Genomic DNA, 14,137 nt, shown 5'->3' with positions numbered 1-14,137 from the left:
TATCCTGACCCCTTTCCCCCTCAGAACCCTGAAGGCTGCATAGTAACTTGTCATATTAATCAGGATGATTCGCTCAGAGCAAGCACTGTGACCGGCTCTCCTGAGACTTCACCCCCAACCCAATGAATGTGAGGTCAAGCCCTCGGTCTATTAGTACGGCTCGACTTCATGTATTACTACACTTCCATCTACCGCCTATCAACGGGTGTTCTACCCGTGACCTTACTGGCTGATGCCATGAGAGCACTCATCTTGAGGTGGGCTTCCCACTTAGATGCTTTCAGCGGTTATCCGCTCCGCACATAGCTACCCGGCGTTTACCGTTGGCACGATAACCGGTACACCAGCGGTGCGTCCTTCCCGGTCCTCTCGTACTAAGGAAGGCTCCTCTCAATGCTCTTACGCCTGCACCGGATATGGACCGAACTGTCTCACGACGTTCTGAACCCAGCTCACGTACCGCTTTAATGGGCGAACAGCCCAACCCTTGGGACGTACTACCGCCCCAGGTTGCGATGAGCCGACATCGAGGTGCCAAACCTCCCCGTCGATGTGAACTCTTGGGGGAGATCAGCCTGTTATCCCTAGAGTAACTTTTATCCGTTTAGCGACGGCCCTTCCACTCAGTGCCGTCGGATCACTAAGGCCGACTTTCGTCCCTGTTCGACGTGTGAGTCTCACAGTCAAGCGCTCTTATGCCTTTACACTCTACGGCTGATTTCCAACCAGCCTGAGAGCACCTTTGCGCGCCTCCGTTACCTTTTAGGAGGCGACCGCCCCAGTCAAACTGCCCACCTGAAACGGTTCCTTCGCCGGTTCACGGCTGAAGGTTAGAATTCTAGCCTCACAAGAGTGGTATCTCACTGGCGGCTCCATCACCCCCACAAGGATGACTTCTTAGCCTCCCACCTATCCTGCGCATGCAAGGCCCGAACCCAATTCCAGGCTACAGTAAAGCTTCATAGGGTCTTTCTGTCCAGGTGCAGGTAGTCCGTATCTTCACAGACACTCCTATTTCGCCGAGCCTCTCTCCGAGACAGCGCCCAGATCGTTACGCCTTTCGTGCGGGTCGGAACTTACCCGACAAGGAATTTCGCTACCTTAGGACCGTTATAGTTACGGCCGCCGTTCACCGGGGCTTCGGTCGCCAGCTTCGCTTGCGCTGACCGACTTCCTTAACCTTCCGGCACTGGGCAGGCGTCAGCCCCCATACCTCGTCTTTCGACTTTGCGGAGACCTGTGTTTTTGGTAAACAGTCGCCTGGGCCTCTTTACTGCGACCCCCCTTGCAGGAGGCACCCCCTTCTTCCGAAGTTACGGGGCCATTTTGCCGAGTTCCTTAGAGAGAGTTATCTCGCGCCCTTGGGTATTCTCAACCTTCCCACCTGTGTCGGTTTCGGGTACGGGCAACTTTGGCTTAACGTACTTCGGGCTTTTCTTGGAAGCGTGACCTCAACCACTTCGGAGCCGTAGCTCCTCGTACTCGCACCTTAGCTCAGAGCGTTTTCGCCGCTCCTCATTACCTCGGATACTTGAACCAGTAACCAACTCCTGGCTGGTTTAGCCTTCTCCGTCCCCCGGTACAAACCAAAGTCGGTATCGGAATATTAACCGATTCGCCATCGACTACGCCTTTCGGCCTCGCCTTAGGTCCCGACTAACCCTCCGCGGACGAGCCTTCCGGAGGAACCCTTGGGATTTCAGGGCATTGGATTCTCACCAATGTTTGCGCTACTCAAGCCGACATTCTCACTTCTGCTTCGTCCACACCTGCTTTCGCTAATGCTTCTCACTACCGCAGAACGCTCCCTACCATTCTTTCGAATCCACAGCTTCGGTACACGGCTTAGCCCCGTTCATTTTCGGCGCAGGAGCGCTTGACCAGTGAGCTATTACGCACTCTTTTAAGGATGGCTGCTTCTAGGCAAACCTCCTGGTTGTCTATGCACTCCCACCTCCTTTCTCACTTAGCCGTGATTTGGGGACCTTAGCTGGTGGTCTGGGCTGTTTCCCTCTTGACGATGAAGCTTATCCCCCACCGTCTCACTGGCGGACTGTGCACTGGGTATTCAGAGTTTGACTCGATTTGGTACCGCTCTCGCAGCCCGCACCGAATCAGTGCTTTACCCCCCAGCTATAACGTCCACCGCTGCGCCTCAACACATTTCGGGGAGAACCAGCTAGCTCCGGGTTCGATTGGCATTTCACCCCTAACCACACCTCATCCGCCGATTTTTCAACATCGGTCGGTTCGGACCTCCACTTGGTGTTACCCAAGCTTCATCCTGGACATGGTTAGATCACCCGGGTTCGGGTCTATAAACACTGACGCTTCGCCCTATTCAGACTCGCTTTCGCTTTGACTTCGCCATTTCCGGCTTAATCTGCCAGTGCCTATAAGTCGCCGGCTCATTCTTCAACAGGCACGCCGTCACCCGTTTAATCGGGCTCCGACTGCTTGTAGGCTAACGGTTTCATGTTCTATTTCACTCCCCTCCCGGGGTTCTTTTCACCGTTCCCTCGCGGTACTGGTTCACTATCGGTCACACAGGAGTATTTAGCCTTACGAGGTGGTCCTCGCTGATTCACCCGGAATTCCACGTGCTCCAGGCTACTCGGGATTCAGCTCGTATCCTTTGACTTTCGACTACAAGACTCTCACTTTCTCTGGTGCATCATCCCAATGCTTCGTCTAGTCTCCAGATTCCTTGTTGCTGTCCCACAACCCCAGCGTGCATGCACACTGGTTTAGGCTCTTCCCGCTTCGCTCGCCGCTACTAAGGGAATCACGTTTGTTTTCTTTTCCTACAGCTACTAAGATGTTTCAGTTCGCTGCGTTCGCTCTTTCCCACCTATGGATTCAGTGGGTAGTATTGAGGGTTGCCCCATTCGGACATCCCCGGATCACTGCTCGCTTCCAACTCCCCGGGGCGTATCGCCGGTAACCGCGTCCTTCTTCGCCTCTGTGTGCCTAGGTATCCACCGTTAGCCCTTATTAGCTTGACCACTTAACAAGTTCATTGGTGTCTGTGATGAAAGGTGTTAGGACTAGGGTCTTGAAGTTAGGCAATCCCTACCCTCTACTCCCACGTCACCAACTCCTCATCTACCTGACAAGTTCTATGCAGTTTTCAAGGTTCTGGCTGGATTCGACTCCAGCAGGCTCTCTAATTTACCCCACTACGCAGCCGTATAGGCAACTGGTTGAGTTCTTTAGTCGAGTTGCTGAAGACTTTTCCTCTTGGACAATCACCCTAAGCAATTCTCCAGTGGAGGTTAGGAGACTCGAACTCCTGACATCCTGCTTGCAAAGCAGGCGCTCTACCAACTGAGCTAAACCCCCTTAGGTGAAAGATAAAAGATGAACAGTAAAAAAGAAATAACAAAAAAGAAAAGTCAAAAGTAGAAAACTTTCCTCTTCATTCTTCTCACTTTCAGCTTTCTTCTTTCTTCCCGCTTTCAAAGGTGGGCCATCCTGGACTCGAACCAGGGACCTCACCCTTATCAGGGGTGCGCTCTAACCACCTGAGCTAATAGCCCATTGTCCGAACCTGCCATAGTTTGAAAGCCAACACCGTGTCCTCGACCGACCTTGGGATGACCAACTCTTTCCTATTTGCACTGTGCTTTCGGAATTAGAGTGGGTAGGTCTCCCTATAAAGGAGGTGATCCAGCCACACCTTCCGGTACGGCTACCTTGTTACGACTTCACCCCAGTCATCAGCCCTGCCTTCGGCGTCCTCCTCCGCGAACGGTTGGAGTAACGACTTCGGGCGTGGCCAACTCCCATGGTGTGACGGGCGGTGTGTACAAGGCCCGGGAACGTATTCACCGCAGTATGCTGACCTGCGATTACTAGCGATTCCGCCTTCATGCAGGCGAGTTGCAGCCTGCAATCTGAACTGAGCCGTGGTTTCCGAGATTTGCTTGCCGTCGCCGACTCGCCGCTCTTTGTCCACAGCATTGTAGTACGTGTAGCCCAGGACGTAAGGGGCATGCTGACTTGACGTCATCCCCACCTTCCTCCGGTTTGTCACCGGCAGTCTCTCCAGAGTGCCCAACTCAATGATGGCAACTAGAAACGAGGGTTGCGCTCGTTGCGGGACTTAACCCAACATCTCACGACACGAGCTGACGACAGCCATGCACCACCTGTGTTCGCGCTCCCGAAGGCACCCCTCCCTTTCAAGAGGGTTCGCGACATGTCAAGCCCTGGTAAGGTTCTTCGCGTTGCATCGAATTAAACCACATACTCCACCGCTTGTGCGGCCCCCGTCAATTCCTTTGAGTTTCACACTTGCGTGCGTACTCCCCAGGCGGGAGACTTAACGCGTTAGCTACGGCACTGCCCGGGTCGATACGGGCAACACCTAGTCTCCATCGTTTACGGCTAGGACTACAGGGTATCTAATCCTTTCGCCCCTAGCTTTCGTCCCTCAGTGTCAGTTCCGGTCCAGTCGCGCGCTTTCGCCGCCGGTGTTCTTCCCAATATCTACGCATTTCACCGCTACACTGGGAATTCCCGCGACCCCTACCAGACTCTAGTTCCTCAGTTTCCACCGCCTGTACGGAGTTAAGCTCCGCGCTTTGACAGCAGACTTGAAAAACCACCTGCGGACCCTTTACGCCCAATAAATCCGGATAACGCTTGCATCCTCCGTATTACCGCGGCTGCTGGCACGGAGTTAGCCGATGCTGATTCGTCAGGTACCGTCAGACCTTCTTCCCTGACAAAAGAGGTTTACAACCCAAGGGCCTTCCTCCCTCACGCGGTATTGCTCCGTCAGGCTTGCGCCCATTGCGGAAAATTCCCCACTGCTGCCTCCCGTAGGAGTCTGGGCCGTGTCTCAGTCCCAGTGTGGCTGATCATCCTCTCAGACCAGCTACTGATCGTCGCCTTGGTAGGCTCTTACCCCACCAACTAGCTAATCAGACGCGAGCTCATCTTCAGGCACTAAAGCTTTTACCTCTCGGCTCATCCGGTATTAGCAGCCGTTTCCAGCTGTTGTCCCCGACCTGAAGGCAGATTCTCACGCGTTACTCACCCGTCCGCCACTAGCACCCGAAGGTGCCCGTTCGACTTGCATGTGTTAAGCATACCGCCAGCGTTCATCCTGAGCCAGGATCAAACTCTCCATGTTACTCTTGAGTTCCTTGGCTCCAGAAACTTCTCAGTCTCCGGTTCTCGTTCCTTCGAAATAAGCTATACGCTTATTCCCTATTTCCTTGACGAGGTTTCGGTGCTATTCTGGCTTTCAAACTATTCTCTTGTCTAGGTTCGGACGGCTTTCCTTCGCTTCGCTTGTGCTTGTCTCCGTTTCAGCCGCATTTATCAAGATAGCGAAAGTAAACAGGAGTGTCAAGCTATCGCCCCAAATTTTTTTCCGGTTCTTCTAACGCTCTTGTAACGCTCTTGATGGCAGGCTCTGAGGGAGAATGGGAAATGATTTAATGGTCTGGAAGGGGAAGGTGTTGTGAATTTTCAAACGGTCATTGCTACGTTGCATCAATTTTGGAGCGATCGCGGTTGCTTAATTGTCCAGCCCTACGATACGGAGAAGGGGGCGGGGACGATGAGTCCGCATACGTTTTTGCGGGCGATTGGTCCTGAGCCGTGGTCAGTTGCTTACGTGGAACCATGTCGGCGACCGACGGATGGGCGATATGGGGAGAATCCCAACCGCTATCAGCATTACTACCAGTACCAGGTGTTAATTAAGCCTTCTTTGGATAATATTCAGGATATTTATCTGAACTCCTTAAGAGCGCTGGGGATTCACCCGGAGGATCACGATATTCGTTTTGTAGAAGATAATTGGGAGTCGCCCACTTTAGGAGCCTGGGGGGTTGGTTGGGAGGTTTGGCTGGATGGCATGGAGATTACACAATTCACCTATTTCCAGCAATGTGGTGGGATCGATTGTCGCCCGGTATCGATCGAAATTACTTATGGATTAGAAAGGCTGACGATGTATTTACAGGAGGTCAGTGCCTTTACAAAGATTCAATGGAATGATCAGGTGAGCTATGGGGATGTGCATCTTCAAGGAGAGATCGAGCATTCCACATACAACTTTGAAGCATCGAATCCGGATATGCTATTTACACTATTTGGGCTATATGAGCAGGAAGCGACTCAGTTAGTTGACAAGGGGCTTGTTTTGCCTGCTTTAGATTATGTACTCAAGTGTTCACACACGTTTAATTTGCTGGATGCGCGAGGGGTGATTTCGGTAACGGAGCGGACGCGGTATATTGCTCGGATTCGAAATCTGGCACGGCAGGTGGCACAGCTTTATTTGAAGCAGCGAGAAACGATGGGATTTCCACTGTTGAGGACTGAGAAAGATAGGGCAGCTTGATTAAGATGGAAACGGAGCGTTTGGATTTGTCCATTTCACATCTAAGCTTCAACTAAGTAGGTAGCATAATTAATTAGTAAAGAGTAAAGGGGGGGGGGGAGTGGGGGCTGCGCCCCTAGGCATGAAACCCCCTCCACCCCCCAAAATTATCCTTAATTTAATTGCGCCTAGCTACTTAGAGTGGACATGTTTGTTTATGTATGAATTCTGACATTAAAGTTTTGCTAGAGGCTATTAGGGATTGGCGAAAAGCCTGCAAACAATTAGAAGCAGCAATCCCAAATGGCAAAACGGCTGAAATGAACGCTGAGAGAGCCCAGTCTCGTGTTTTATCAATTTTGCAAGAGGATAGCATTTCTGAAGTTCTTGAACAGTTTGTACAGAGCCATTATTCCAGAATCGCCTTACAAAATGAAGTTAATAATTTGGAGGGCGATCGCGATCGCATTATCTCTATTGAAACTCGAGCAACTCAACCCTTGAATTTGAGTCGTCGAGATCTTAATTGCATCATTACATCGTATCTAGAATCTAATTTTGAGGAAAAGTTAGATCCCAATCACAGCAATTTTGCTGAGTTATTTGCTCAATTGCACAAGAGCATCATTGATCAATATCGTATTTCCCGTGACCTACCGAGAAAGCAGAAGAAACAGTGGAAGCGAAAAGTCACTATAGGAGTTACATTTTCTGCTATCGGATTAGGATTAATTGCAGGTAATACTCAACTAAGTACTTCTTTTTCTATCTACTCGTACCTACTTGGAGGCAATGCTCTACTTCAAGCAATACGTGACCTTATTGGAGAGGCAGTGGAATGAGCTCAACAAACTCCAAAGGAGTGAATTCTGAAATTGCCATGGAGCTTTGGTAGTGTTCCAGAAATATTGCTTTGCTCTGTCCAGAAATATTGCTTTGCTCTGTAGAGATTCCATGGAATGTCTCTACGAATGGTCAACCCCAGATTTAATATGCTGTCAAGGCTTTTTATGCTTTAGCAGGATTTTGCTTCACTTGCTTCCTTGCGGTGGTTTGTTACCACTAGTTCAAACTCCCAACCAGGTAGTTGCTGTATGAGGGCAGTCATCCGGTGAAGATCCTCAGAACCATTCAAGGTTAAGCTATCACGTGTACGCACTTCTACGACTACGGTTGCATCTTCACTTTTAGCGATCAGGTCGATAGAACAATCAGCCAGCACTGCGGGCAATTCAGATGCCGAGGGATGAAGAATTACTGAGTACCCCTTCTCCTGATACTCCCTCGCCAGTCTCCGCAGCCGCTGCCGTTCAAGTTTGGTTCTATCACTTATATCAACCATGGTATAAATATATCCCCTATCTCAATAATCCGCCAGAAAGCAGGAAAATCAAGTCTTTGAAAGCACTTTGAAAGCATAATAATATGAAGTCTTCTGAGTTTTGAAGATTTCGATACTTAGTTATTCTTTCGTACTTACTTTAAGGAATCCTGATCCGGAGAGTTTAGATTTGATGTAGAAACTCGGGTAAGCACACATATAAATAACGAAGCTGGCCAGTTTCCTAGTTTTACAAACACTAAATTTTGCAACATGGGGTTTGGGGACGAAGCCCAAAGCAGGGATGGAACCCCTGCACCCCAACAAAAGTTTCATTTTGCTTTACTAGTTTAGCTCAGCGGGATCAGGAGCAATTTCAATTCGGATGTGCAAGAACTCTTCACCGCTACAAAATCCTTTTGCCAACACGGGAGACATCCCTTTAACACGAAAGGAACCATTAAGACTGCGTCGCCGACTGACAAAATCTGCTATTTGATAGTCGTCAACGTAAATTACTCCATTGAGAGCATCTCTAACAGGTTTTATGATGTTGTCGCTATCTGGAACTCCGTTTTCGTTTCCGGGTTCAACGTCGTAATAATGGGTAATGACGATTCGCAGGGAGTCACCGGAGGGATCTCCGGACCAACAACCCTCAACAGTATTGCGCACTAGGCCCTTCCAAGCTTGAAGGCGTTTCTTATCTTTAGTTTGGTGAGAAATGGGCTTACCGATAACAATAAATTCAAAGGGCAGCACTGGAGAAATCCTAAGTGATAGGACTGGCAATCCAGGGAACAAAAAAGTGAGGTGGTAGACTACCCATAATGACTTTCATCAAACGGTTCAGGCGTAATACTTCTATAGTAATCCCCGATTTAATTTGTCAGTTGTGACGGAGAGATGCAGGGAGAATGTTGCCTATGAACTTTGTTTTCTGGTGCCTGACAGGTTGCATTTTCGTGTGTAAAAAGTAAATTAACCAGTCATTGTTGTACTCTACAAATGGTACGAGGTCATTTCCTGAATGGATGTTTGAAAAGGAAACAATTTGAATTCACTACTGGAATCAAATTATGGGGCGATCGCGAAGCTTCCAGTCTAAATTATGGTTTCTGTTTCATCGTTTCTTTTTGCTTGGCTAAGGGCGTGTTCTTCAGATCTCACAACTCGCTCTGAGCAGACAAAGCAAGGAGGAGTGGGGGCTGCGCCCCCAGACAGGGCGTTTCACCCCCTCCACTTCCGAAGAAATTATCCTTAATTTAATTGTGCCTAGTGGACGATGGCATCAGTCCAGTAACCATTGGGTTGGGGAGTGGGGAGTCGGAGGGAGCCAGAATGGTATCCGTATTCCCGCCGTGCTGTACTAGCTACTTAGTAGCGCGAATGCGGTTTGCAGTGTATCAGCTTCGATCGCAGGTTTATCTCTACGCCAGCGGAGGATTCTGGGGAATCTGACTGAAATTCCTGACTTATGACGACTGGACTGGCTGATCCCTTCAAAGCCAATTTCAAAAACGTGGATTGGTTCGACGGAACGGACAGGACCAAATTTTTCGAGGGTGTGTTTGCGAATCCATTTGTCGAGTTCGTCAATTTCGGTATTGTCTAGACCAGAATAGGCTTTGGCAAAGGGAACGAGTTGGTCACCGTCCCACAGGGCAAAGGTGTAGTCGGTAAACAGGTTGGCTCGTTTGCCGCTACCTGCCTGGGCATAGATAAGAACGGCGTCGAGAGTCATGGGATCAACTTTATATTTCCACCAGTAGCCGCGTTTGCGTCCAACCAGGTAAGGGCTGTCGATAGCCTTGAGTACCAATCCTTCCGCACCCTGGTCACGGGATTGGGCTCTGAGCGATCGCAAGTCCTCAAAGGATTCAAACTTCAAACTGGTTGAGGCTGTTACATAGCCAGGTTCCAGTTTTTGAAGGGTGGAGAGGAGGAGTTGGCGGCGATCGCGCAGGGGCTTTTGCCGAATATCCATGCCATTGTGTTCCAGCAAATCGTAGGCAATGAAATGAACCGGATTTTCTGCAATGATTTTGGGAGTGACTCGCTTACGCCCCAACCGTTTTTGCAGGTGATTGAAACTCAATGGGCGATCGCCCTGCCAGCACAGGATCTCGCCATCAAATACCAGCCCATCGGGTATGGTCAAAAAGTACTCTGCCAGTTCAGGAAACTGTTCGGTTATGAGGTCTTCTCCCCGTGACCAGATAAAAACTTCGCCCGCCCGACGGATGATTTGGGCGCGGATGCCATCCCATTTCCACTCGGCCTGCCAGCGGGAAAAATCTTTTAGCTGGAATTTGTCTTCTTCAATCTGAGAAGCGAGGAAGAAGGGATAGGGTTGGCTAGGCGATCGCTGCTGGGTTGCTTCTGGTTGAGTCAGTGATTTGTAAAAGTCAGCCGTGGGTTTAAAGTCTCCCATCAACCGATGGGCCAGCACTGGTTCAGGAATACCGGATGCCGCAGATAATCCTTTAATCACTAATTTATCTGACACACCAACCCGAAATGCTCCCGTCAACACTTTGTTCAGGACAAACACTTCAAACTCATCCAGTGTTGCCCACCAGGACAGTACCTGATCTTTCAATTCCTCCTCTGAGTTTACTTTTCTGACCTGGGGAATAATTTCCTCCATCCACTGCCACAAAGGATAGTTGGCGGGCTGTTGGGTTGTGAGGGGAATGTCACGCAAGAGCAGGGCAATGACTTCTGCGGAGTCTCCTACGTGAGCATAGCAGTCAGCAAATAGCCATTCTGGAATGACATAAATCTGTAGAAAAATGTCGCGTAAAACTCTGGAGGTAATCAGTCGTCGGCGCGTCTTACCAAGCAATAGATAAAGTGCCCATGCTGCGTTTGCTGGATCTTCTTGCTCAAAATATTGTTGGAGCGCACGCACCTTTTCATTGGTGGAAGTTGTTGAATCAATTTGCTGAAACAGTTGAGAAAATCGCTTCATGTTGCCGATTTTGAGAATTGTTGCGCCCGGAGGTGATAGGGAATGGGGAATAGAGTGAGGGGTGAGGGGTAAATGTTGGTGTGAGTGAGGAAAGAGATCAGGTTTGGGTTAAATTTTTTGCAGAACATTGGGCGATCGCAAGTCTACTAACCGCTGGCTTCCAGTACAAAACATTGCTGTTGTAATCTCTGCAATTAATATTTCAACCAGTTCATGCAACGCTTCTTCTGATTTATTGGCTGCTTGCAGAAAGGGGAGTGCCATACCTGCCAGATCAGCGCCAAGGGCGATCGCCTTTGCCACATCTAACCCGTTGCGCAGCCCGCCAGAGGCAATCAGAGGGATCGTGGGAGCTATTGTCCGAACAGCCGTAATGCATTCGGCAGTTGGAATGCCCCAATCAGCAAAGGTCTGTCCTAAACGACGCTGGCGCGCATCTTTTGCCCGTTCACCTTCGACCCTGGCCCAGGAGGTACCGCCTGCCCCGGCTACATCGATCGCGGTTACACCAGCTGCAATTAACTTTTCTGCCATCAATGCTGAGATACCGTTCCCCACCTCCTTGGCAATGACCGGGACAGGGAGCCTGTCACAAAGCACAGCGATCTTGTCTAGCAATCCTCGAAAGTTTGTATCTCCCCTGGTCTGAACACACTCTTGCAGTGGGTTCAGGTGCAGGATCAGTGCATCGGCTTCAAGTAGATCAACCACCTTCAGGCACTCATCTAATCCATAGCGGTAGTTAAGTTGCACCGCCCCTAAGTTTGCATATAAAGGAATGGTAGGTGCCAGCGATCGCACCGCAAAAGTGGTCGCCACCTCTGGATTTTCTACTGCCACTCGCTGCGAACCGACACCCATAGCTAGCTGGTAGTGCTGGGCGATCTTAGCCAGTCGGCAATTGATCGTTTTTGCCAAATCCGTGCCACCGGTCATGGAGGAAATCAGGATCGGGGATCCCAATGGCTTCCCCAGAAAGGTCGTCGCAAGGTCAATATCAGTACGATTGAGTTCAGGTAAACAACAGTGGGTAAAGTGATAACGCTCTAAACCGCTGGTTGTTTGGCGAAACTGAACATCCTCATCCAGGCAAATTCGCAGATGATCGGCTTTTCGAGACTGAGTTTCCATTGAAAGTAAGGGTTCAGGGTTGAAAGTACGGGGAGGAAAATGACTCAAACCCACCCCACACATCTATACCCTAATACTCTAAGCCCTCAAGAGCTCTACTCCGTCCCGCCCGTCAAGCTCTTGAAGATAGACTTTGACCTGTTCCTCTTTTGCTGTAGGAAGCTGCTTGCCAGTAAAGTCTGGGTGAATCGGGACTTCGCGGTGACCGCGATCAACCAGCACAACCAGGCGAATCACTTCCGGTCTGCCATAATCGTTCACGGCATTTAGCGCCGCTCGAATTGTGCGCCCTTTGAAAATCACATCGTCCACCAGCACTACTGTTTTGCCCGACAGGTCAAAGGGAATTTCAGTTTTGGCAGGAGTCCGTAAACCGATTGTATCCAGGTCATCCCGGTAAAAGGTAATATCCAAAGCCCCAACGGGAACAGTAATTTGTTCCAAGGCTTCAATCTGCCGCGCTAGCAGGTGAGCCAGGTTAACTCCTCGTGTATAGATACCTACCAGCGCTAGCTTAGAGAGATCACCCGCCCGTTCCACGATTTGGGAGGCAAGGCGAGTCACCGTCCGACGCAACTCTTCTGCTGAAAGGATTTCAACAACTTCTGTGGACATAGGGGTAGGTGGATGGATGGGTGAATGAGTGAGTTATGAATTTTGAGTTACAAGTTTTGACCCTCTAATAATTCAAAACTCATACTCAAACTCACCTCACTCTCCGTCCCGCTGTACTCCTTTGACAATACGGGATAGTTCGCTTTTCTCATCAATTGAAATCCGAGATGGAGAACCGCTAATAATTCGTTCAAAATTGCGGAAAGAGTCTTTAATTTCTGGGCCGTGTTCGTTGATGTTGTACTCGCGAATTCCCTTATCGTGCCAGGAGCCACGCATTTTGAAGACGTTAATGGCACGGGACATTTCTCCCCGAATTTCCACATACTGGAGCATCAAAATCGTGTCTGTGATAGTCGAAATATGGGAGTCGGTAATGGAGTGGGAACCCATGAACTGATCCGTCGTATTGGTGAAGAAGCCAGTAATCTCTTCCTGCTTCGCAAAGCCAGTTACCCCAATTACAAACTGGCGGAAGGCATTATTGCTAACCCCTCGCGCCAGGGCAGAGAGAGAATCAATCGCAATCCTCGAAGGCTGAAATTCCGCAATTTCCTGTTTAATAATTTGCAGGTGATCTTCTAAACCAGCTGACTCTGGATAGGCGCAGAGGATTTTCAACACCCCTTTTTGCTCCAGATCTTCAAAATCAATTCCCCAGGAGTAGGCGTTGCGAGAAAGCTGGGCACGGGATTCCTCATAGGCAAACAGAATAGCACGCTCACCCCGCATACAGGCATCTTGTAAAAACTTGCTGACGAGCAGTGTTTTGCCTGTACCCGTTGCCCCTGTAGCCAGAATAATAGAGTCCTTAAAAAACCCACCTCCACACATATCATCCAGGGTTTTGACACCAGAAGAAACCCGGACATTGGACGATCGCTGAGTCAAACGCATAGCTCCTAAGGGGAAAATGTTGATGCCCTGGTTGGTGATTGTGAAAGGATACTCTCCTTTCATATGGGTGGTGCCCCGCAGTTTGAGGATCTCAATGGTGCGACGGCGGCGTTCCCCTTCCAGGACATTGCGGATAATCACGACATTATCAGAGACAAATTCTTCTACCCCGAATCGGGCTACGGGACCATACTCATCCACGCGCTCAGTCGTCATGATAGTGGTGGCCCCCACCTGTTTCAGGCGGGCAACCAGTCGAAAGATTTCGCGTCGAACAACGGAGGCTGCATCGTACTGTTGAAATACTGCCGTGACTGAATCAATCGAAACGCGCTTTGCTTTGTATTTGCGAATGGCGTATTGAATTCGCTCAATCAGCGCCGAGAGATCAAAGCTGCCAGCAATATCTTGTCCCTCTGGATCGGGCGATGCATCTAAAATAAACAACTTGCCTTCATTGATAAATTTCTGTAAATCCCAACCAAAACTAAAAGCATTTTTAATGATATCGTTGGGAGATTCTTCGAAAGTGACAAAGATTCCTGGCTCATCAAAGTGAATGATGCCATTGTAGAGAAATTGAACGGCCAGCAAGGTCTTACCTGTACCTGAAGTGCCACTGACAAGAGTTGTTCGACCAATGGGAAGACCACCGTGGCTGATATCATCAAACCCTTCAATCAGAGTACGAACCTTCTGAACACCAATTGAATTAGAATTACCATCTTGTGCTGCTTGATTTACTTGGGTCATGGCATGAATTCATTCTGAAAAAATTCTCAATAAGTAGGTAGCCATACTTAATTGTAAGGGGAGGAATAGAGAATTAACCTCTAGGCACAGAGTTTTATCCCCAATC

At 49.5% G+C, this 14,137-nt stretch carries 8 protein-coding genes, 2 tRNA genes and 2 rRNA genes; 2 read left to right on the top strand and 10 right to left on the bottom strand.

Going from position 1 to position 14,137, the window contains the following annotated elements:
• Positions 1-130 precede the first annotated feature (130 nt).
• From P4D80_RS23440 to P4D80_RS23425, 4 genes are all read right to left on the bottom strand, one after another.
• Positions 131-3,005: ribosomal RNA gene (locus P4D80_RS23440) — 23S ribosomal RNA — on the bottom strand.
• A gap of 264 nt (positions 3,006-3,269) precedes the next feature.
• Positions 3,270-3,342 (bottom strand) — tRNA-Ala (locus P4D80_RS23435).
• 123 nt (positions 3,343-3,465) lie between these two features.
• Positions 3,466-3,539, bottom strand: a tRNA-Ile gene (locus P4D80_RS23430).
• A gap of 118 nt (positions 3,540-3,657) precedes the next feature.
• Positions 3,658-5,140: ribosomal RNA gene (locus P4D80_RS23425) — 16S ribosomal RNA — on the bottom strand.
• Together the 16S and 23S rRNA genes with 2 tRNA genes alongside form the textbook arrangement of a ribosomal RNA operon.
• Positions 5,141-5,473: 333 nt before the next feature.
• Between P4D80_RS23425 and glyQ the strand changes: the two genes are divergently transcribed.
• Together glyQ and P4D80_RS23415 are read left to right on the top strand one after the other, a co-directional pair.
• On the top strand, positions 5,474-6,361 hold the full coding sequence (glyQ, locus tag P4D80_RS23420) for a glycine--tRNA ligase subunit alpha (RefSeq protein ID WP_421656465.1): 888 nt from the start codon (positions 5,474-5,476) through the stop codon (positions 6,359-6,361).
• A 200-nt stretch (positions 6,362-6,561) separates the two neighbouring features.
• Entirely contained in the window at positions 6,562-7,182 is a 621-nt protein-coding gene (locus P4D80_RS23415; protein ID WP_421656464.1) for a hypothetical protein, read from the top strand.
• Positions 7,183-7,355: 173 nt separating this feature from the next.
• Here P4D80_RS23415 and P4D80_RS23410 read toward each other — a convergent pair whose 3' ends face one another.
• The 6 genes from P4D80_RS23410 to kaiC form a co-directional block, all read right to left on the bottom strand.
• Entirely contained in the window at positions 7,356-7,682 is a 327-nt protein-coding gene (locus P4D80_RS23410; RefSeq protein ID WP_421656463.1) for a hypothetical protein, read from the bottom strand.
• A 324-nt stretch (positions 7,683-8,006) separates the two neighbouring features.
• The gene (locus P4D80_RS23405; protein WP_421656462.1) at positions 8,007-8,423 is read right to left on the bottom strand and encodes a RusA family crossover junction endodeoxyribonuclease; all 417 of its coding nucleotides are present in this window, start codon (positions 8,421-8,423) and stop codon (positions 8,007-8,009) included.
• Between the two features lie 607 nt (positions 8,424-9,030).
• The gene (locus P4D80_RS23400; protein WP_421656461.1) at positions 9,031-10,635 is read right to left on the bottom strand and encodes an ATP-dependent DNA ligase; all 1,605 of its coding nucleotides are present in this window, start codon (positions 10,633-10,635) and stop codon (positions 9,031-9,033) included.
• A gap of 108 nt (positions 10,636-10,743) precedes the next feature.
• Positions 10,744-11,766, bottom strand: a complete 1,023-nt coding sequence (gene fni, locus P4D80_RS23395) for a type 2 isopentenyl-diphosphate Delta-isomerase (protein ID WP_421656460.1) — start codon at positions 11,764-11,766, stop codon at positions 10,744-10,746.
• A 78-nt stretch (positions 11,767-11,844) separates the two neighbouring features.
• Positions 11,845-12,381, bottom strand: a complete 537-nt coding sequence (pyrR, locus tag P4D80_RS23390; RefSeq protein ID WP_421656459.1) for a bifunctional pyr operon transcriptional regulator/uracil phosphoribosyltransferase PyrR — start codon at positions 12,379-12,381, stop codon at positions 11,845-11,847.
• A 96-nt stretch (positions 12,382-12,477) separates the two neighbouring features.
• Positions 12,478-14,031 carry a circadian clock protein KaiC gene (gene kaiC / locus P4D80_RS23385; protein WP_421656458.1) on the bottom strand — a complete coding sequence of 518 codons (1,554 nt, stop codon included), beginning with the start codon at positions 14,029-14,031 and terminating at the stop codon, positions 12,478-12,480.
• Positions 14,032-14,137: the final 106 nt, after the last annotated feature.

The sequence above is a fragment of the Leptothermofonsia sp. ETS-13 genome, from assembly GCF_049200465.1.
In the GTDB taxonomy this organism is placed as follows: domain Bacteria; phylum Cyanobacteriota; class Cyanobacteriia; order Leptolyngbyales; family Leptolyngbyaceae; genus Leptothermofonsia.
Note: the sequence above shows the minus strand (reverse complement) of the source record. Positions and strands in the feature narration are given on the sequence as shown.